The sequence below is a fragment of the Streptomyces sp. NPDC057638 genome (assembly GCF_042800315.1).
Taxonomy (GTDB): domain Bacteria; phylum Actinomycetota; class Actinomycetes; order Streptomycetales; family Streptomycetaceae; genus Streptomyces.
This window is the reverse complement of record NZ_JBHVHF010000022.1, coordinates 16,614-35,480: the sequence shown is the minus strand read 5'-3', so window position 1 is coordinate 35,480 and position 18,867 is coordinate 16,614. Positions and strand designations below refer to the sequence as shown.

Sequence of the window (18,867 nt, the reverse complement as noted above, 5' to 3'; positions counted from 1 at the left end):
GGCGGTATCCGGGAGGAGGCTGCGCGGGTGCGCGGTGGTGTGAGGATCGCGATGTCGGGCGCGGCGCTGGCGCTCGTTCTGGGTGGCGTCGGCTACGGCGGCTACTTGCTGCTCGGCGGCGACTCCGGGTCGGAGCCCACGGCGTCGGAGAAGGCCGAACGCCGGAGCGGGCCGCTGAGCCCGGAGGAGATCCGCACCACGGCGGAGAAGTTCCTGGCCGCGTGGGCGCGCGGCGAGGGCGAACAGGCCGCCCAGCTCACCACCGACCCGGTCGCGGCCGGACCCGTGCTGCGGGGTTACCGCGAGGAGGCGAAGGTCTCCACGGCGATCATCACCCCGGGGACCCCGGTGGAGGCCACGGTGCCGTTCTCGGTACGGGCGACGGTGACCCACGAGGGCACGGCCAAGCCCTGGGCGTACGAGTCACGGCTGACGGTGGTGCGCGGTGAGAGCACCGGCAAGCCACGGGTCACCTGGGCCCCGTCGGTGGTCCACCCCCGACTGACGCCCACCACCACCCTGCGCACCACGGCCTCCACCGCGCCGCCCGTCCGGGCCGTCGACCACGAGGGCCGCTCGCTCCACCCGGAGAAGTACCCCTCGCTCGGGCCGATCCTGGACACCCTGCGGCAGAAGTACGGCGAGCGCGCGGGCGGGAAGCCCGGTGTCGAGCTGGTGCTCGACCCCAACGGGGACACCGGCGCGCCGTCCACCCTGCTCACCCTGCGCGACGGCACCCCGGGACGGCTGGTCACCACCCTGGACGCCCGGGTCCAGGACGCCGCCGAGCGCGCGGTGAAGTGGTACGGACGGGCCTCGGTCGTCGCGATCCAGCCCAGTACGGGAGCGATACGCGCGGTCGCCAACAACCCCTCCGCCGGGTACAACACCGCCATGCTCGGCACCCAGGCCCCCGGCTCCACGATGAAGATCGTGACGGCGGCGATGATGCTCGACCGGGGCCTCGTGGACGGGCCGTCCAGCACGGTCGAGTGCCCGGCGACGGTGAGCTGGATGGGCCGCACCTTCCAGAACCTGGACCGTTTCGTGATCGACGGCGGCACCTTCCTGGACAGTTTCCGGCGCTCCTGCAACACCTCCTTCATCAAGGCGGTGAAGCCGCTGCACGAGCGCGGCGAGGCGGGCACCGCGCTCGGCGAGACGGCACGGAAGTACTTCGGCATCGGCCTCGACTGGCAGACGGGCGGGGTGAGCGAGGACGGGAACGTGCCCGAGTCGGACGGGCCCGAGACGGCCGCCTCGTATATCGGCCAGGGCAAGATCACCATGAACGCGCTCAACATGGCCTCGATCTCCGCCACCGTGAAGAGCGGCGCCTTCCGCCAGCCGGTGCTGGTCCCCGCCGCCCTCGACGGCCGCGAGCTGGCGACCGCCGAACCGCTGCCGGAGGAGATCGCGTCGGCGCTGCGGGCGATGATGCGGGCCTCGGCCGTCTCGGGGACGGGCCAGGCGGCGATGGCCTCCGTCAGCGGCAACAAGGGCGCCAAGACGGGATCCGCCGAGGTGGACGGCCAGGGCAAGTCGAACAGCTGGTTCACCGGGTACGCGGGGAACCTGGCGGCGGCGGCCGTGGTGCAGTCCGGCGGGCGCGGCGGCGCCGCGGCGGGCCCGGTGGTGGCGGAGGTACTGCGCGCGGGCTGACCCGGGCCCGGCCGGTCCGGTCCCGTACCGCTGTGACGTCCCGTACGAGGTCGCGCGAGAGATTCCGTACGGGGGGTCCGTACGGGGTCGGGTACGGGTCCGTACGGGGTCGGGTACGGGGTCCCGTACGGGTTCCGGTACGAACTCCCGTACGGGGAAAGTGGGTCGCGGGCCCTGGGACACGGCATTAGCCTCGGCCCGCATGAGCACTCATCACGACACGTCGGACCACACCGCTCCCGACACCTCCGCGCACCCCGACGCCCACCCCCGCTTCGCGGCGGCCCTCCAGGAGCTGGGGCTCGACGTCCCGGTTCGGCGCTTCCCCGACGCGACCCGCACCGCCGCCGAGGCCGCCGCGGCGATCGGCTGCCACACCAGCGAGATCGTGAAGTCGCTGATCTTCGAGGCGGACGGGGAGCCGGTCCTGGTCCTGCTGGACGGCTCATCCCGGGTGGACCTGGGCCGGGTGCGGACAGAGCTGGGCGCCGCCTCGGTGACCCGCGCCGACGCCGATCTGGTGCGCCGGACCACCGGCTACGCCATCGGCGGCGTTCCCCCGTTCGGCCACGCCACCCGCACCCGGGTCCTCGCCGACCGGGCCCTGCTCGACCACCCGGTGGTGTGGGCGGCGGCGGGCACCCCTCACACGGTCTTCCCGCTGGACCCCCGGTCGCTGGTCGAGTACGCCGGAGGAACCCTGGTGGACGTGCGGGAACGCGCCTGACGACCCTCCCCGGAGGGGGCCCCTACGAGGCGAGCGGCCCCGCCGCGGACTCCGCCCGGCGGTAGCTGCGGCCGTCCCGGGTCCGTACGAGATATCCCCCGGTCACGAGGTACCGCCGCAGCGCCGCACAGTCCTCGTGCACCGTCAGCAGGGCCTCGTTGACCTCCGGCTCGGTGTAGGTGCGGCCGGACGCGAAGAGGGTCTCGCCGAGATGGGCGAGCACCTGCCGCCGGCGGGCCTGCTTGCGGGGGATCACGGTGAGGCGGCCGTGGGAGAACAGGGCGGCCACACCGTGGGATCCGGTGGTCGTCGTCCCCGCCGTGCCGGACGACGGGGACGGGGGTCGTGAATCGGTCATGGAGGGAGCCTCGCGCAGGCGTTCGGATCCGGGCAACGGGTTTTCGCCCGGCCGGATGCCGCTGAGGATCGGGTCCCGCTCCTCCTCCCGCCACCACCCGACGGTCCGTCAGCAGCACCGCACCTGGGCCACCGAGGACTCCGCCCGCGACCCCTCGGGGACGTACCCGAGCAGGGCCGCCGACGCCGACCAGAGCAGGATCGCGACCGCCGCCAGCGCGGGCCGGGGCCGCAGGGTCGGGGCCGCGAGACGGCGGGTGGCCAGGGCGATGGCCGCGGCGACGGCCAGGGTGAGAGGGAGGGAGAGCAGGGCGAGCAGCCCGGGGGCGGAGAGGGCGAGCGCGCCCGTGGCCGCCGGCGCGGCGAGGACGGCGCACCCCACCGCCGTCACCAGCGGCCAGCGGATACGGGACCGCAGCGCCAGCCAGAGCAGGGCGGCCCAGCCGAGCGCCGTCATGAGGGCGGGACCGAGGACGAACGGCTGGGACGGGTGGGGATCGAGCAACACGACGGAGAGCAGGGCGTCCCCCAGACCCAGCGGCGATCCGGCGGGCGGGGCCGGGGCGTGCGGCCACGGCAGGGCCACCACCAGCGCGAGCGTCCCGCAGCCCAGGGCGCGCGCGGCCTCCCGTACCCGGGGGAGGTCCCGGTGGCGGCGGCGTAGCAGTGTCTCCGCGACGGCGGCGCACGCCAGCGCCGCCGCCCCGGCCGCCGCCCAGGGCCGGGTGCCCGCGAGACCCACGGCGGCGAGCGCCACCACCGCCCACGCGAGCGGGGGCCAGCCCTGGCGCTGGGTCCGCAGTACGAGCGCGACGGCGGCGGGCACGAGGGCGAGTTCGAGGGCGTACGGGGGCGGCGGGGCCAGCACCACGAGACCGGCCGCCACGGGCGCGGCGAACGGCAGCCGGGGCAGCGCCATCCGGGCCAGCCCCGCCATGCCCGCCGGGGTGACGACCGCCGTCAACAGCAGTACGAGGGCCGCTCCCTGGCGATCCATCAGTCCGGTGAAGGGGGCGAACCCGTCAGGCATACCGGCCGGTCCCTGGGGCCAGCGCAGCCACAGCGCCCCGAGGATGACCGCCGCCGTCGCGACGGCGACCGGCGCGCGCTGCTCGCTGGGCGCGCGGTCGGTGCGCCAGACCCAGAGCCCGGCGGCGAGCGCGATGACCCCGGCCGCCCATCCGGCCACACTGCCCCCGCTGAGCACGAGCAGCCCGGCCGACAGGGGTGGCGCCATGGTGAGGCCGGTCCACCACGAGGTGCGCGCGTAGCCGCGCAGGATGAGGAGACCGGGGAGGTAGAGGGCGAGCGCGCCGGTGAACAGGGCGAGAGGCATCACCATATGACCAAGAATGCCCTTTATCTACCTTATGGGCGGGGCGGCTCACCGTGCGAGGAGGGGGCGTTCGCCGACGCGGGCGTACGCCCCCGTGCGGCGGCGCGGGCACCGGCCCAGGCGGGCGCAGGCCCAGGGGGCGCAGGCCCAGGGGGCGCCGGGCGGCGCGGGCGCGGGGCGGTGCCGACGGTCCTCGCCGTCGGCGGCTCACGTCGTCGGCGCGGGGTCCCGCCCGTAGGACATCGCCGACGTCCACCGCGCCCGTACGACGATCGCGCCCGCCCCCGGAGCCGTACGGGGTCGCGCCGTACGCCCCCGTACGGCGGCCCCCTCCCCCGTGCCCCGGCTACCGCTCCCCGTCCACCGCCGCCGCGAACGAGGTGTTCACCGCCAGCAGACCGCCGTCGACGCGCAGGGTCGTGCCCGTCACCCACGCGGCGTCGCGGGAGGCGAGATAGGCGACGGCGGCGGCGATGTCCTCGGGCTCGCCGACCCGGCCGAGCGGGTAGGCGGAGGCGGCCAGGGCCTCCAGGGACTTCTCGCGGCCCGCCCAGGCGCGGGTGCGGATCGTCCCCGGGTTGATCTGGTTGACCCGCACGCCCCGGCGCGCCGCGTCGCCCGCCAGGGTGCGGGTGAGGGAGGCGAGGCCCGCCTTGGCGGCGCTGTAGGCGTGGTTGCCGAAGTCCTGTTCGGCGTTGACCGAGCCGATGTTCACGATCGCGCCGCGCCCGGACGCCGCCAGATGCTCCATCGCGGCGCGGGCGCAGCGGAACGCGCCGCCGAGGGTGATGTCCAGGTCGCGGTGCCAGGACTCGTCGCCGAGGTCCTCCACCCGCGCGGTGTGCGGGGCGCAGGAGAAGGCGTTGTTGACGAGCACGTCGAGCCCGCCGAAGAGGTCCACCGCGTGGGCGACGGCGGCCTCGATCCCGGCCCGGTCGGCGACGTCGCAGCGCAGGGCCTCGGCGCCGGGTATCTCCTTGGCGGTGGCGCGGGCGGCGTCCTCGTCCAGGTCGGTGACGAGGACGCGCGCGCCCTCGGCGGTGAGGCGGCGGGCGGTGGCGGCGCCGATGCCGCGCGCGGCGCCGGTGATCAGTACGCCATACCCGTCAAAACGGCCACGACGTCCGTCAAAACACGTGTTCGGGTCTGTCATAGCGCCGAACGTATCGCCTTGATCAGCGCCTGGGAACGGGCATCGGCGGTCACCCCCTGGCGCAGCCCGTTCGTCACATACCCCAGCGCGATCCCCGACTCGGGGTCGGCGAAGCCGAGCGAGCCACCGCGCCCGGGATGGCCGAAGGAGCCGGGCCCCAGCAGCGGGGCGGCGGCGCCGTGGAGCATATAGCCGAGGCCGAAGCGGGTGGGGACGACCAGCACCCGGTCCGGGCCCGCCGACTCCTCGGTGCGGGCGAGGGTGAGGGTGGCGGGCGCGAACAGGCGCGGGCCGCCGTCGACCTCGCCGAGGGTGGCGGCGTAGAAGCGGGCGAGCGCGCGGGCCGTGGAGACGCCTCCGGAGGCGGGGAGTTCGGCGGCCCGGTAGGCGGGGTCGTTCTCGTCCGGGAGCGGGTGGACGGCCCCGAAGGCGCGGCGGGTCAGCGACTCCGGGTCCTGGTACGCGTCGGTGACGGCCCGCTTGGGCCGCAGCCTGAGCCCCGGCGCGGCGGCCGGCTCCTCGACCGGGCCGATCCGCCCCACCCGGTGGGCCTCCTCGGCGGGCACCCCGATCCACAGGTCGAGCCCGAGCGGACGGGCGATCTCCTCGGCGACCCAGCGGCCGATGGTGCGCCCGGTGACCCGGCGCACCAGTTCGGCCACGACCGGGCCGAACGTCTGCGGGTGGTAGCCGTGGTCGGTGCCGGGCTCCCAGTGCGGGCGCTGCGCGGCGAGGGCGGCGGACGCGGCGGCCGGGTCGAGCGCCTCGGCGGGCGTCAGCGGCCGGTCGAGCGCGGGCAGCCCGCCCCGGTGGGCGAGCACATGGCGGACCAGCAGGCGTTCCTTGCCCGCCGCCTTGAACTCGGGCCAGTAGGTGCCGACGGGCGCGTCGAGGTCGATCCGCCCCCGCTGGTGCAGCAGGAGCACCACGGCGGCGGCCACGCCCTTGACGGCGGACCGCACCACCTGCGCGGTGTCCACGGCCCAGGGCTCCGCGCCGTCGACATCACGGGTCCCGGCCCACAGGTCGACCACCTTCCGCCCGTGCCGGTACACCGCGACGGCGGCCCCGCGTTCCCCCCGCTCCGCGAAGTTCCGTACGAAGGTCTCCGCGACCGGCTCGAACCCGGCCGCGACCGTCCCCTGGGCGTCCACTGATCCACTCTCCCGCTGCTGGTGATCCCTCCATGGTGCACCGCCCGGACACGGTCTCCGCTTCCGGGCGGTCTCCGGCCGGGGGGCGGGGGTGAGGGCGGCTTGAGGCGGGGGTGAGGAGTGGTGGGGAATGGCGCGGGGTCAGTGTTCGATCGCCTCCCATCCCGGCTCCAGCCCCCCCTTACCGACCGAGCGAGGGAAAGGCCGCCTCCCAGACATCCCGCACGACCCTGCTGATCAAGGTGCGCAGCACGGGCCACTGGGCGATGAGCAGGCCGGAGTCGAGGTAGGCGACGAGGTCATCGTGCTGGCCTTCCGCGAGGACCACACGGTAGAGGCTCATACGGGAACGAGGGCGGTCCAGGTCATACGTCCGCAGCCCGGACCAGACCATGTGCAGAGGGAGGGTGACCTGGCCGCACCGGGGTCCCGTGAGGTCCTCCAGCTTCCCTGGCAGCCGCGACGCGTAGCGTGCGCGCACGATCTCCGACGCGACCTGGTCGTGCGGGTCAAGGGGTACCGAGGTCATACCGGCATGATGACGTGACGGCGTTGAGTTGATGGGAGACGACGAACAAGTCAGTTCCAGGACACGGCTACCGCCGCGTCAGCGCGGCCGGGTCGATGGCGAGCGGGAACGGGGCGTCGAGGGTGGTGAGGGCGCCCGCCAGTGCGGTGGCCTGCTCGACGTACCGGCCGAGGGAGAGGGCACCGGCGATCAGCCGGGGCGCGGGGTCGAGTTCGACGCGCCAGTAGTGCTCGATACCGGCCTCGGCGTAGAGGACGGGCTTCAGCTTCCGGTCCATCGTCCTGTTGCCGGGGGAGACGATCTCCACCACGAGCTGGACGGCATCGGCGTCGATGCTCACCCCGTCGTCGGCCGTCGCGCCCTCGTCGGCGACGACGATGTCCGGCACCACCAGTCCGGACGGCAGGATCACGTTGACGGCTTCCAGGATCTCGACCGGGGCACCGGCGGCACCGGCCGCCCGGTCCAGCGCGACATGGAGCCGGTAGCCGGCCCGCTGGTGGCGCAGGCCCGGAGCCGGGGACATCACGAGCGATTCCCCTAGCAGCTCGTAGCGGACCGAGCGGTCCTCGGGCAGGGCCAGGACATCCTCGACGGTCCAGGGGCCTTGAGCGCTCACCGCTTCACCTCCGTCGCACAACGGCAGGAGGACGCACGCCAAGGCAGTGCTCCAGGCTCTGATCACCGGAAGGAATCAGTGGACGTGGACACAGCACGACGAACCCGCGTGCGGGACATCCCGATCCCAACCTTGCCGCATTGCGCGCCCCGGCTTCGAATCCGCGCGCCGCAGCGAACCGTCACACGACAGCACAGGAAGGTTGTTACGTTCGACCTCGACAAGGCGAGGACCGGCTCGCCGGATCCATCTCACACGGTCGATCATCGCCTGAGCGGGACCCACAGACCATGGCACAGGCCCCCCGCGTCAGCACCAAGGCATCGCACAGGCACGCGGCACCACACCAAGCGTGGCCAGCATCCCGAAGGAGATCACCCATGATCGAACTAGATCCGAGCACATGCCCTCGCACCCCCGACGCGATCAGTCAGGCCCTCGAAGCTCGCCCCGAGTGGTTGTCCGCCTTCACCAAGGACTTCATGAGCGCGTCGGCTGACTTCAGCCAGGAACGCATCGACGCGGCTCTCGACCGCTGGCACCCGTTCGCCATCGCCTGCCGCACGCCGGGCTATCTCGAAGAGATCGACGAGATCGTGCGCCGCATCAACAGCGGCGAGGCGTCGGACATGATCTTCTACGACGAGGAGGGGCTTGCCTGGGACATTGAGAACAACCGGCAGCCGCTCTTCGACAGGGCCGAGGAGGACGCAGCCTGATGCCCTCCTACGCCATCCGGTACTCCGACCGCGCCGCCACACAGAAGCGAAATCTTCCGGCGGCGCATCGTGCTTCGCTGGAAGTCCTGGAGAAGCGGTTAACGAGCGATCCTTACGGTTTCGGCGCCAAGAGCAACAAGGACAACAGCTGGTCCGCGTTCTTCACTGGTGGCTTCATCAACTATGTCGTTTCGAACAACCACCTCATGATCAACGTGATCAACGTCGCCAGCTCATGAACCCATGGGATTCATCGTCGGCTTCGCCTCGATGACGCATGCCCGCCCCCGCAGCGGAAAGACGCCTTCCGGGAGGCGCCGCCCCCACGGGCCCACCGCCAGCGGCCCCGGGCGGCTCCACTCGAAGATGAACCATGACATATGGGACATTAGTGGGAGCATGGTCTCAGGTGAGGAGTCAGCGATGTCCGCCACCGCCGTCGAGGAACACGCCTGGGGCCGGGTCGTCTCCGACGCCCCGCTGGACCGGCCCGTGCGGGTCGCGCTCCACTACGAGCCGGAAGAGGATCCCTGGGCCGTGCGGTTCGAGTTCCCCAGCGGGCTGGACTGGAGCGTTCCGCGAGACACCCTGGAGACCGGGCTGCGCTCCCCCGCGCGCAGCGGCGATGTCGAGGTCTGGCCCTGTGGGCGGGTGCAGGCCGTCGTGGAGTTCCACGACAAGAACGGGGTCGCGGTGGTCCAGTTCGACACCCGCGCGCTGAGCCGCTTCCTCCGCCACACCTATGAGGCCACGGCGGCCGCCACCACCTGAGCCAGCGCCGGGGGGCGCGGCCCGTCCCCGTACGCGCGCCCCCGTCCCCGTACGCGCCGGAAGGCGCACCCCGTACGCGCGTGGCCGCGCCCCCACGAGGGGAGCGCGGCCACAGGCGGCACACGAGGTGTCTCAGACGCGGACCAGTTCCCGGTCGGCGTCCGGGTCCTCCGGCGCGTGGGTCAGGTGCTTCTGGAGCTGCTCGCCCTCCACGTCCACGTTGGGCAGCGCACGGTCCAGCCAGCGCGGCAGCCACCACGCCTTGTGGCCCAGCAGCGCCAGCACGGCCGGGACGATCGCCATCCGGACCACGAAGGCGTCGAAGATCACCGCGACCGCGAGACCGAAGCCGATCATCGTGACCATCTGGTCGCCGGAGCCGATGAAGCCCGCGAAGACGCCGACCATGATGACGGCGGCGGCCGTCACGACCCGGGCGCCGTGCTTGAAGCCGGTGACCACGGCCTCGGCGGGCCGCTCGCCGTGGACGTACGCCTCGCGCATCCGGGTGACGAGGAAGACCTCGTAGTCCATGGCGAGACCGAAGACCACGCCGATCATGAAGATCGGCATCATCGACATGATCGGGCCGGGCTGCTCCACATTGAAGAGCGAGCCGAGCCAGCCCCACTGGAACACCGCGACCACCGCGCCCAGCGCCGCGAGCACCGAGAGCAGGAAGCCGAGGGCCGCCTTCAGCGGCACCAGGATCGAGCGGAAGACCAGCACCAGCAGCAGGAAGGCCAGGCCGACGACGAGCGCGAGGTAGGGCACGAGCGCGTCGTTCATCTTCTGCGAGAAGTCGATGTTCAGCGCGGTGGCACCGGTCACGAGGACCGACGCGCCCATGTCCTTCTCCAGGTCGTCGCTGACCTCGCGGATGTCATGGACCAGGTCCTCGGTCTTCGGCGACGACGGCCGGTCCTTGGGCACCACGCTGACCATGGTGGTGTCACCGGCCTTGTTGAACGCGCCCGGGTACACCTCGGCCGCGCCCTTCAGCGCGCCGACCCGCTTGACCACCTCGTCGGCGGCGGCCTTGGGGTTCTCGCTGCCCTTGGCGTCGACGACCAGGGTCAGCGGGCCGTTGAAGCCCGGCCCGAAACCGTCGGAGAGCAGATCGTAGGCGCGGCGCTGGCTCGACTCGGTGGAGCTGGAGCCCTCGTCCGGCAGACCCATCTTCAGCGCGCCGACCGGCACGGCGATCAGACCGAGCCCCAGCACACCGGTGGCCAGCACGGCGATCGGGCGGCGCAGCACGAAGCGGGCCCAGCGGGTGCCCGCGTTGACCTTCGCGGAGTGGCCCAGGGGCACCCCCGCTTTCTTGGCCTTGCGCTGCTTCCGGCTGAGCACCTTGTCCCCGGCGAAGCCGAGCAGCGCGGGAATGAGGGTGAGCGCGATGATGACCGCGATCACGACCGTACCGGCGGCCGCGAAGCCCATCTTCGTCAGGATCGGGATGTTGACGACCGCGAGGCCCATCAGCGCGATGACCACGGTCAGACCGGCGAAGACGACCGCCGAGCCCGCCGTGCCGGTGGCGCGGCCCGCCGCCTCCTCGCGGTCATGGCCGTCGGCCAGTTCGGCGCGGTAGCGGGAGACGATGAAGAGCGCGTAGTCGATGCCGACCGCGAGGCCGATCATCATCGCCAGGGTCCCGGTGGTGGTGCCCAGGTCCAGGACATTGGCGAGCGCGGTGATGCTGGAGATCCCGATACCGACCCCGATGATCGCGGTCAGCAGCGGCAGCCCGGCCGCGATCAGGGAGCCGAAGGTGATCGCGAGTACGACGGCCGCGATGGCGATACCGATCATCTCGGCGGAGCTGGAGTGCTGCTCCGCCATGGTGGCGTCGCCGCCCATCTCCACCGTGAGGCCGGAGTCCCGGGCCTTCTCCCCGGTCTCCTTCAGCGCCTCACGCGCCTTCTCGTCCACCTCCATCGAGTTGACCGAGTAGCTGACGGAGATATACGCGGTCGAGCCGTCCTTGGAGACCGCGCCCCCGGCGTACGGGTCGACCACGTCGGCGACCTGGTCCGAGCCGTTCTTCAGCTCGGCGATGACGGTGGCGACCTGCGCCTTGTGGGCGGGGTCGGTCATCTTCTGGCCGTCCGGGGCCTTGAAGACGATCCGGGCGCTGGCACCATCGGCCTTCGCCCCCGGGAAGCGCTCTTCCAGCAGGTCGAAGGCTTGCTGGGACTCGGTGCCGGGCAGCGCGAAACCGGGGTCCTTGGCCTTTCCGGCCGAGGAGGCTCCCACACCGGCGAGCACCAGCAGGGCGACCCAGGCGAGGGCGACGAGCCAACGACGTCTGTAGGTCAGACGTCCGACTTTGTAGAGGAACGTGGCCACGAGGGCTTACTCCCGTAAGTGAGGCGAACAGGACATGGGGAGTCGGCCCGACGGACGAGAGCGGCGCGCGTCAGGTAGAGAGGTGGTGCGGGTGGAGCAGAGCGGATGGGGTGTTCGGGGAGGGCGTCCGGGCCGCTGACCTGGGAGGTCAGGGCTGGGGGTCGGCCGCCGCCTGGGTGGGGCGGGGCCGGTCGAACGCCCCGGGGTCCGGGTTCAGGCGCCTGGGGAACGAGCGAAGGCGCAACAGAGGCCGTCAGGGTCGTGCGGCTGGTCGGGCGCGGGTGGCCGTACGGCCGCCGGGTCGCCCTCGGGACACCGTTCCCTCCCGCCGGGCGGGGGCGGCAGCCCCAGCGCCGGAAGGACCACGGCGTCCACATACGCGTCGAGGAAACATCGGTCGAGCGGCTTGTCCTCCAGCACCTGCCGGGCGAAGTACGCCCCGAAGAGCATGTGCGGGACAAAGTCGAGCGCCGGGTTGTCGGCACTCAGCTCCCCCCGGTCGACCGCGCGCCGCAGCAGCTCGTCCAGCCCCTTCAGCTCGGGCTCAACCAGTTGCTCGCGCAGGGCGTCATGGAGGTCGGGATTGTGGTGCACGGCGTGCAGCAGCCCACGCATCAGGGCGCTGTCGCGCTCCATCTCCAGATCGTCGGCGCGCCGCACCATCTCCTGGAAGTCCCCGCGCAGACTGCCGGTGTCGATCTGGGTCGGCACGGGCTGGTCATGGCGGAGCGCGGTGGCCACGAGCTGGGGCTTGCTGTGCCACTGCCGGTAGAGCGTGGCCTTGCTCGAACGGCTCCGGGCGGCGATGGCGTCCATCGTCAGGGCGTCATACCCGACCTCGCGCAGCAGATCGAGCACGGCGTCGAAGAGCTCGCTCTCCCGCTCGGGCGTCAGCCTGCGCGACACGATGGACCTCCCTTCAGACCTTCCGGCGCCTCATCCAAACGAAACGGTTTCGTACAGCTCTACGATAATCGAGGCTCCGAGCGAAACGATGCCGTTTCGCTTGTGGCTTCGATCACGCGCATGTGTGTCAACCGGTACGGGGGTGCTGGGCGTCGCGGGCACCTCCCGCCGGGCGCGGTGCCCGGTGGCCGCCCCTGCGCTCGTAGTGGTGCCGGACCCGGGTCCGGCCGGGGCCCGGCCGGGCGGGAAGGATCCACCACGAGTTGCCGCCCCCCGCCAGGGCCGAAAGCATGGATGAGGTGAGCGCCGCCTATCTCCGCTTCCCCCACCTCCACGGCGATCTGCTCTGCTTCGCCGCCGAGGACGATCTCTGGCTCGCCCCGCTGCCGCCCGAGGGCGAGCCCCCGGGCCGGGCCTGGCGGCTCACCGTCGACCGGACCCGGCTCGGGCCGCCGCGCTTCTCCCCCGACGGCCGCCACCTCGCGTACACCAACTGGCGCAGCCTCGATCCCGAGGTCCATCTCGTCCCCGTCGACGGCGGCCCGCCGCGCCAGCTCACCTTCTGGGGCTCCGCCGACACCCGGGTCTGCGGCTGGTCGCCCGACGGCCACATCCTGGCGGTCTCCTCGCAGAGCCAGCCCTTCTCGTACTTCTCCTGGGCCTACAGCGTGCCCACCGACGGCGCCCCGGGACTGCGGCTGCCCTGGGGCCCGGTCTCCGACCTCGCCATCGGTGAGGCCGACGGCGAGCGGCGGACGCTGCTGCTCACCGGGACGCCCCCGCACGAGCCCGCCGCCTGGAAGCGCTACCGGGGCGGGGCCACCGGCCGGCTGTGGCTGCACGGGCGGCGGCTGCTGGCGGAGCTGGGCGGGCACCTGGAATCGGTGATGCTGGTGGCGGGCAGGGTCGCGTTCCTCTCCGACCACGAGGGGGTCGGCAACCTCTACTCCTGCGCCCCCGACGGGAGCGGTCTGCGGCGTCACACCGATCATGACGCCTTCTACGCCCGTCATGCCTCCACCGATGGCCGACGGGTGATCTACCAGTGCGCGGGTGAGCTGTGGCTGGCCGGTGATCTCGCCGACCCCGGCTCCCGTCCCCGCCGTCTCCCCGTCCGTCTCGGCGGCCAGCGGGTGGGCCGCCGGATCCATCAGATCCCGGCCGCCGGGAACGTCGGCGCCGTCTCGGTCGACACCACCGGCCGGGCCAGCGCCATCGGGGTCCGGGGAAGTCTGTACTGGCTCACCCACCGCGACGGCCCGGCGCGCACCATCGCGGACACCCCGGGTGTACGGGTACGGCTGCCCCTCATGCTCGGCGGCGGCGGACGCGTCGCCTATGTCACCGACGCGGCGGGCGAGGACGCCGTCGAGATCGCCCAGCTCCCCCGCGCCAGCGGCGAGCGCGCCCCGCGACGGCTGGCGGCCGGACTGCTGGGCCGGGTGCTGGAGATGGAGTCGGACCCGGAGGGGGAGCGCCTGGCCGTCGCCTCCCATGACGGTCGGCTGCTGCTGCTGGAGGTGGGGGAACCGGAGGGTGGGGAGGAGCTGGCGGGAGGAGAAGCGCCGGCGGGCGGCGCGCCGACAGCAGCGGAGGAGGAACGGGAACCGGAACTGGAGCCGGGAGCGGGTCCGAGGCCGGAGCCCGGGGCGGAGCCGGAGCCGGAGCCCGGGCCAGAGCCGGAGCCGGAGCCGACGGACCGGAAGACAGACGGGCCGGTGGACCAGGACACCGCCGACCCCCCAACGGCCCCCCGCCAGCTCGCCCGTTCCCTCAACGGGCCCGTCCGTGATCTCGCCTTCTCCCCCGACGGCGCCTGGGTCGCCTGGTCCCATCCCGGGGTCGGCCGCTCCCTGCGCCAGATCCGGCTGGCGCGGATCGCCGACGGCACGGTCATCGATGTCACCGACGGCCGGTTCGAGGACGAGAACCCCGTCTTCACCCGGGACGGCCGCTATCTCGCCTTTCTCTCCTGGCGCGGCTTCGACCCGGTCTACGACGTCCACACCGGGGACCTCTCCTTCCCGCTGGGCTGCCGCCCCTATCTGGTGCCGCTCTCCTCGGCGACGCCGTCCCCGTTCGCGTACAGCCCGGAGGGGCGCCCGGCGGCGGGCGGGCTGGATCCGGTGGAGGAGGCGGAGGAAGAGGGGCCGGGCGCGGTGACGGTGGAGACCGAGGGGCTCGCGAGCCGGGTGACGCCGTTCCCGGTGGCGGCGTCGAAGTACAGCGCGCTGTGTCCGGTCGGCGGTGGCGGGCTGGTGTGGCTGCGCTGGCCGATCTCGGGGGCGCTCGGGGAGACCTTCGCCAATCCGGCGGACACCTCCGGCCGTCCCGCGCTGGACCATTTCGACCTGGCCAAGGCCCGCCGTACGGAACTGGTGGACGATCTGGACTGGTTCGCCGTCAGCGGGGACGGCACCCGGCTGGTCGTGGTGGACGAGGGCGAGCTGCGGGCGGTGCCCGCCACGGAGATCGCGGACGGGGACACCACCGTCCATCTCGATCTGCGCCGGATCCTGCACGATGTCGACCCGGGCGCGGAGTGGCGCCAGGCGTTTGAGGAGGCCGGGCGGCTGACCCGGGACTACTTCTGGGACCCGGGGATGAGCGGGGTGGACTGGGACGGGGTGCTGGCGCAGTACCGGCCGCTGGTGGAACGGGTGGCGTCCCCGGACGAGTTCGCGGACCTGCTGCGGGAGGTCCTCGGCGAACTGGGCACCTCGCACGCCTATGTGACCCCGGCCCGCCGGGACGAGGGCCCGCCGCACTACCAGCGGCCCCTCGGGCTGCTCGGCGCCTCGCTGGTGCCCCGGGACGGCCGGTGGGTCATCCGGCGGATCCTGCCCGGGGACTCCTCGGACTCCCGGGCCCGCTCCCCGCTCGCGGGCACCGGGGTACGGGAGGGAGCGGCCCTCACCCATGTCGACGGCCGTCCGGTGGACCCGGTCGCGGGCCCGTACCCGATGCTGGCGGCGGCGGGCGGTACGACGGTGGAGCTGACGTTCCGCTCCCCGCGGGGCGGCTCGCGGCGGGTCGCGGTGGTGCCGCTGATCGATGACCGGCCGCTGCGCTACCAGGACTGGGTGGCCAAGCGCCGCGCGGTGGTCCGTGAGCTGAGCGACGGCCGCTGCGGCTATCTCCACATCCCCGACCTGGGCGGTTCCGGCTGGGCGCAGTTCCACCGGGATCTGCGGCGTGAGGTCTCCCGTCCGGCGCTGATCGTGGACGTACGCGGCAACGCGGGCGGGCATATCAGCGAGCTGGTGGTGGAGTCGCTGACCCGGCGGATCCTCGGCTGGGACCTGATCCGGCACGCCGAGCCCCTCTCGTACGCCTCCAACGCGCCCCGGGGGCCGGTGGTCGCGCTCGCGGACGAGGCCACCTCCTCCGACGGGGACATGATCACGGCCGCGTTCCGGCTGCTGGGGATCGGTCCGGTGGTCGGCACCCGCACCTGGGGCGGGGTGGTCGGTATCACCGGCCGCCACCGGCTCGGTGACGGCACGGTGATCACGGTCCCGATGAACGCGGCCTGGTTCGAGGAGTACGGCTGGTCGGTCGAGAACCACGGTGTCTCCCCCGATCTGGAGGCCCTGCGCACCCCCCTGGACTGGGCGGAGGGCCGCCATGTCGGCCTGGACGACGCGGTCCGCCTCGCCCTGGACCTGCTGGCGGAGCGGGGCGCGTCACGCCCGCCGGGCTATGTGGGGGTGCCGGACCGCGCCCGCCCCCGGCTCCCGCCGAGGTGAGCCGCGGTACGGGTACGGGATCGGCGGCCCGTACCCGTACCGCTCACGCCGTACGGCGCCGGTCCACCATCAGCAGCAGTCCGGCGGCGGCGAGGACCACGGGGATCACCAGCCCGGCCCGGAAGCCGTCGAGACCGGGTCCGGCGAGCCCGTACACGGCGGTGACGGAGGCGACGCCGATCGCGGCGCCGAACTGGGTGGCGGTGTAGAGGAGTCCACCGGCCAGGCCCTGTTCCGCCGCGTCGACGCCCTCGGTGGCGGCGATGGTCAGCGGACCGTAGGCGAGGGTGAAGGCGAGCCCGGTGAGGACGAGCGTCGGCAGCATCGCCGCGTACGTCCAGTCGGCGCCGACCCGCAGGAAGAGGGCGTAGCCGAGGAAGGCGGAGACGAACCCCCAGAGGATCACCCGGCGGTGGCCGAACCGGTGGACCAGCCAGGGAGTGAGGGTGGGCGCGAGGATCACGTCCATGCCCATGAGGAGGAGGGCGAGCGAGGTCTTGAGCGAGGACCAGTCGCGCAGCTCCTGGAGGTAGAGGGTCACCATGAACTGGAACCCCATGAACGAGCCGAGCAGCAGCAGCGCGCCGAGATCGGCGCGGACCATGGGCCGGTTGCGCAGAATGCCGAGCCGGACGAGCGGGGTGGCGGCCCGTCGTTCGATGGCGGTGAAGAGCGCCACGAGCAGCGCCCCGGAGCCGAGCGCGGCGAGCGTCCACCCCCAGCCCTCGAAGCCGTGCTCCAGCCGGATCACCCCGTACGCCAGCAGCAGCATCGCCCCGGCCGCGGCCATCGCCCCGGGCAGGTCGAACCCGCGCATGCCCGTCGTGGGCAGGGCACTGGGGGCTCCCCCGGGCGAAGCCTGGGGGGACGCGCTCGGATCGGTCGCGGGCACCAGCCGCACGGCCGCGATCAGGATCAGCGCGGCGAGCAGCACGGGCGCGTAGAAGACCCAGCGCCAGCCGAGCTGGGTCAGCAGCCCGCCGATGACCAGCCCGAGCGAGAACCCTCCGGCGGCGGTCCCGGCGAAGATCAGCAGCGCCTTGTTGCGCTGAGGTCCCTCCGGGTACGAGGTGGTGATGATCGACATCGACGCGGGGGTCATAAAGGCGGAGGCGACACCGGTCACAAAGCGGGAGACCACCAGCATCCAGCCCTCGGTGGCCAGGCCCCCGAGCGCGGAGAAGGCGAGGAAGACGCCCATCCAGGCCAGGAACATCCGCCGCCGCCCCAGCAGATCGGCGGCCCGCCCGCCGAGCAGGGTGAAGCCCGCGTAACCGAGGACATAGCCGCTGACCACCCAGGCGGCGGTGCCGGTGGAGAGCCCCAGATCGGCCTTGATGACGGGGATCGCCACGGCGAGCATCGCGATGTCGATGCCCTCCAGGAAGATCGCCCCGCAGAGCACCAGCAGCAGCGCCCAGCCACGGGCGTCCAGCCGGGCGGGGCCCGGCGGGGATGGGGCGGGGGGTGATGAGGGCTCGGTGACGACAGACACGACGGCTCCACGGAAGGAAGGCGGGAAGGAGGGAGGCGGTTACCGAAGTGAGGGCTGGTTCCCTCTTGTAACCGACTCGATCGTCCGCCACCATGACGCCCCATGGAAGAAGGCACTTTGAAGTCACCCGGGCACATGAGAGTGACCGACCCCGCCCAGCTCCCCGGCGGATCGGTCCTGGAGCCCGTCGCCGAGGGCTACCCCGACTGCGGCGACCCCGACCCCTTCCAGTGGGACACCCGCGAGGACTGCGAGGTCCGCCAGATCCTCGACCGCGTCGCCGACAAGTGGTCCCTGCTGGTGATCGCGCTGCTCGACTGCCGGGTCATGCGCTTCACGGAACTGCGCCGGGAGATCAACGGCGTCAGCCAGCGGATGCTGACGGTGACCCTGCGCCATCTGGAACGCGACGGCCTGGTGCGCCGCACCGTCCACCCGGTCGTCCCCCCGAGGGTGGAGTACGCCCTCACCCCGCTGGGCCGCACCCTCCACACCACGATCCGCTCCCTGGTGCTGTGGACCGAGGAACACCAGCAGGAGATCGCGGCGGCCCGCGCCTCCTATGACCGGAAGGCGGCGGAGGAGGGGACGGACGCCTGAGGGCGGGGCGGTGGCGCGCCCGGGGGTGACGGCGCCCGGCACCGTGGGCACGGTGCCGGGCGTGGGGTGCGGGCCCTGGTCATGGGCCGCTGAAGATCCAGACGATCTGCACCTCCACATGGTCCGGATAGACCCGGTACTTGAGCGAGACCCCGGCGTCCTTCAGCACCAGGGTGCGCAGGCTCGGGCCCGAGGAGGTCCCGACGTCCAGCGGGCGCCGGGCCAAGGGGCCGCGTATGGCCTCGTGGACGGCCCGGCGCTGAGCCGGTTGGAGATCGGCGAGAGCCTGGCTGGCGGAGGGGAGCAGAACGACCTTGTAGGTCATGGGCGACCGCGTCCGTCCAGCGGCTCATAGGTGACCGGGTCATAGTCGGCGAAGACGACATCCGCGGGGACACCGTCGTTCGGGCCGTGCTCGGACTCCTCGATCGCCGCACGGGCGAGCGGATGGGCCAGCGCCATCCATTCGAGCCGGTATGCCAGGACGGTGTCGCGCAGGTCCCGCAGCGGATCCCGCCCGTCCGGGGAGAACGGGCACTCCTCCAGCTCCGTGACGAACCGGTCATGCGTCTCGGGGGAGAAGGAGAGCAGCGCCGCCTTCAACTCCGCCAGCGTCTGGGGCCCTTCGTCCCAGTCGAGCTTGTATGGCGACCGGGTCGGATAGGGCGGGTTCACGCCTTCTCCCACTGCACTGTGTTCCATCGCTCCACACTAGGGCGTGACCCTCCGGCCGAGGGG

The 18,867-nt window shown here is 72.8% G+C and carries 17 protein-coding genes and 1 pseudogene; 7 read left to right on the top strand and 11 right to left on the bottom strand.

Annotated elements, in window-relative coordinates; genetic code table 11:
* The first annotated feature begins 27 nt into the window (after positions 1 to 27).
* Both ACFVIM_RS05595 and ACFVIM_RS05590 read left to right on the top strand, forming a co-directional pair.
* On the top strand, positions 28 to 1,662 hold the full coding sequence (locus tag ACFVIM_RS05595; protein WP_384298849.1) for a penicillin-binding transpeptidase domain-containing protein: 1,635 nt from the start codon (positions 28 to 30) through the stop codon (positions 1,660 to 1,662).
* A 202-nt stretch (positions 1,663 to 1,864) separates the two neighbouring features.
* Positions 1,865 to 2,389, top strand: a complete 525-nt coding sequence (locus ACFVIM_RS05590) for a YbaK/EbsC family protein (RefSeq protein WP_384298846.1) — start codon at positions 1,865 to 1,867, stop codon at positions 2,387 to 2,389.
* 22 nt (positions 2,390 to 2,411) lie between these two features.
* Here the strand turns inward: ACFVIM_RS05590 and ACFVIM_RS05585 are convergent, their stop codons facing one another.
* The 6 genes from ACFVIM_RS05585 to ACFVIM_RS05560 form a co-directional block, all read right to left on the bottom strand.
* On the bottom strand, positions 2,412 to 2,747 hold the full coding sequence (locus ACFVIM_RS05585) for a DUF2087 domain-containing protein (protein WP_384298843.1): 336 nt from the start codon (positions 2,745 to 2,747) through the stop codon (positions 2,412 to 2,414).
* A 108-nt stretch (positions 2,748 to 2,855) separates the two neighbouring features.
* Positions 2,856 to 4,088, bottom strand: a complete 1,233-nt coding sequence (locus tag ACFVIM_RS05580; protein WP_384298840.1) for a hypothetical protein — start codon at positions 4,086 to 4,088, stop codon at positions 2,856 to 2,858.
* 340 nt (positions 4,089 to 4,428) lie between these two features.
* A complete protein-coding gene (locus ACFVIM_RS05575; RefSeq protein ID WP_384298837.1) occupies positions 4,429 to 5,235 on the bottom strand; it encodes an SDR family NAD(P)-dependent oxidoreductase in 807 nt (268 codons plus the stop codon).
* Positions 5,232 to 6,389: a serine hydrolase domain-containing protein gene (locus ACFVIM_RS05570; RefSeq protein ID WP_384298834.1), complete on the bottom strand. Its 1,158-nt coding sequence runs from the start codon at positions 6,387 to 6,389 to the stop codon at positions 5,232 to 5,234. The genes ACFVIM_RS05575 and ACFVIM_RS05570 overlap by 4 nt, the downstream gene beginning before the upstream one ends.
* Positions 6,390 to 6,570: 181 nt before the next feature.
* Entirely contained in the window at positions 6,571 to 6,918 is a 348-nt protein-coding gene (locus tag ACFVIM_RS05565; protein WP_384298831.1) for a hypothetical protein, read from the bottom strand.
* A 67-nt stretch (positions 6,919 to 6,985) separates the two neighbouring features.
* A complete protein-coding gene (locus ACFVIM_RS05560) occupies positions 6,986 to 7,537 on the bottom strand; it encodes a Uma2 family endonuclease (protein ID WP_384298828.1) in 552 nt (183 codons plus the stop codon).
* A 380-nt stretch (positions 7,538 to 7,917) separates the two neighbouring features.
* On the opposite strand from ACFVIM_RS05560, the gene ACFVIM_RS05555 reads away from it, so the two are divergent.
* The 3 genes from ACFVIM_RS05555 (at position 7,918) to ACFVIM_RS05545 (ending at position 9,027) form a co-directional block, all read left to right on the top strand.
* A complete protein-coding gene (locus ACFVIM_RS05555; protein WP_384298825.1) occupies positions 7,918 to 8,256 on the top strand; it encodes a hypothetical protein in 339 nt (112 codons plus the stop codon).
* The gene (locus tag ACFVIM_RS05550; RefSeq protein ID WP_384298822.1) at positions 8,256 to 8,495 is read left to right on the top strand and encodes a hypothetical protein; all 240 of its coding nucleotides are present in this window, start codon (positions 8,256 to 8,258) and stop codon (positions 8,493 to 8,495) included. The genes ACFVIM_RS05555 and ACFVIM_RS05550 overlap by 1 nt, the downstream gene beginning before the upstream one ends.
* A gap of 184 nt (positions 8,496 to 8,679) precedes the next feature.
* Positions 8,680 to 9,027: an SsgA family sporulation/cell division regulator gene (locus ACFVIM_RS05545; RefSeq protein WP_384298820.1), complete on the top strand. Its 348-nt coding sequence runs from the start codon at positions 8,680 to 8,682 to the stop codon at positions 9,025 to 9,027.
* Between the two features lie 132 nt (positions 9,028 to 9,159).
* On the opposite strand, the gene ACFVIM_RS05540 is transcribed toward ACFVIM_RS05545, so the two are convergent.
* Together ACFVIM_RS05540 and ACFVIM_RS05535 are read right to left on the bottom strand one after the other, a co-directional pair.
* Positions 9,160 to 11,379 (bottom strand): MMPL family transporter, encoded by a 2,220-nt coding sequence (locus tag ACFVIM_RS05540; RefSeq protein WP_384298817.1) that lies wholly within the window; start codon positions 11,377 to 11,379, stop codon positions 9,160 to 9,162.
* Between the two features lie 342 nt (positions 11,380 to 11,721).
* Positions 11,722 to 12,288, bottom strand: a pseudogene (locus ACFVIM_RS05535) (TetR/AcrR family transcriptional regulator); the annotation flags it as partial.
* Positions 12,289 to 12,575: 287 nt separating this feature from the next.
* Between ACFVIM_RS05535 and ACFVIM_RS05530 the strand changes: the two are divergent.
* Positions 12,576 to 16,034, top strand: a complete 3,459-nt coding sequence (locus ACFVIM_RS05530) for a S41 family peptidase (protein WP_384298814.1) — start codon at positions 12,576 to 12,578, stop codon at positions 16,032 to 16,034.
* Positions 16,035 to 16,077: 43 nt separating this feature from the next.
* Here the strand turns inward: ACFVIM_RS05530 and ACFVIM_RS05525 are convergent, their stop codons facing one another.
* Positions 16,078 to 17,529, bottom strand: coding sequence for an MFS transporter (locus ACFVIM_RS05525; RefSeq protein WP_384298811.1), 1,452 nt, complete (start codon positions 17,527 to 17,529; stop codon positions 16,078 to 16,080).
* Between the two features lie 102 nt (positions 17,530 to 17,631).
* Here ACFVIM_RS05525 and ACFVIM_RS05520 point away from each other — a divergent pair, with 102 nt between their 5' ends.
* Positions 17,632 to 18,129, top strand: coding sequence for a winged helix-turn-helix transcriptional regulator (locus ACFVIM_RS05520; protein WP_384298809.1), 498 nt, complete (start codon positions 17,632 to 17,634; stop codon positions 18,127 to 18,129).
* 79 nt (positions 18,130 to 18,208) lie between these two features.
* Here ACFVIM_RS05520 and ACFVIM_RS05515 read toward each other — a convergent pair whose 3' ends face one another.
* Together ACFVIM_RS05515 and ACFVIM_RS05510 are read right to left on the bottom strand one after the other, a co-directional pair.
* Positions 18,209 to 18,454, bottom strand: a complete 246-nt coding sequence (locus ACFVIM_RS05515; protein ID WP_384298807.1) for a hypothetical protein — start codon at positions 18,452 to 18,454, stop codon at positions 18,209 to 18,211.
* Entirely contained in the window at positions 18,451 to 18,831 is a 381-nt protein-coding gene (locus ACFVIM_RS05510) for a hypothetical protein (protein WP_384298804.1), read from the bottom strand. The genes ACFVIM_RS05515 and ACFVIM_RS05510 overlap by 4 nt, the downstream gene beginning before the upstream one ends.
* Between the last annotated feature and the right edge of the window lie 36 nt (positions 18,832 to 18,867).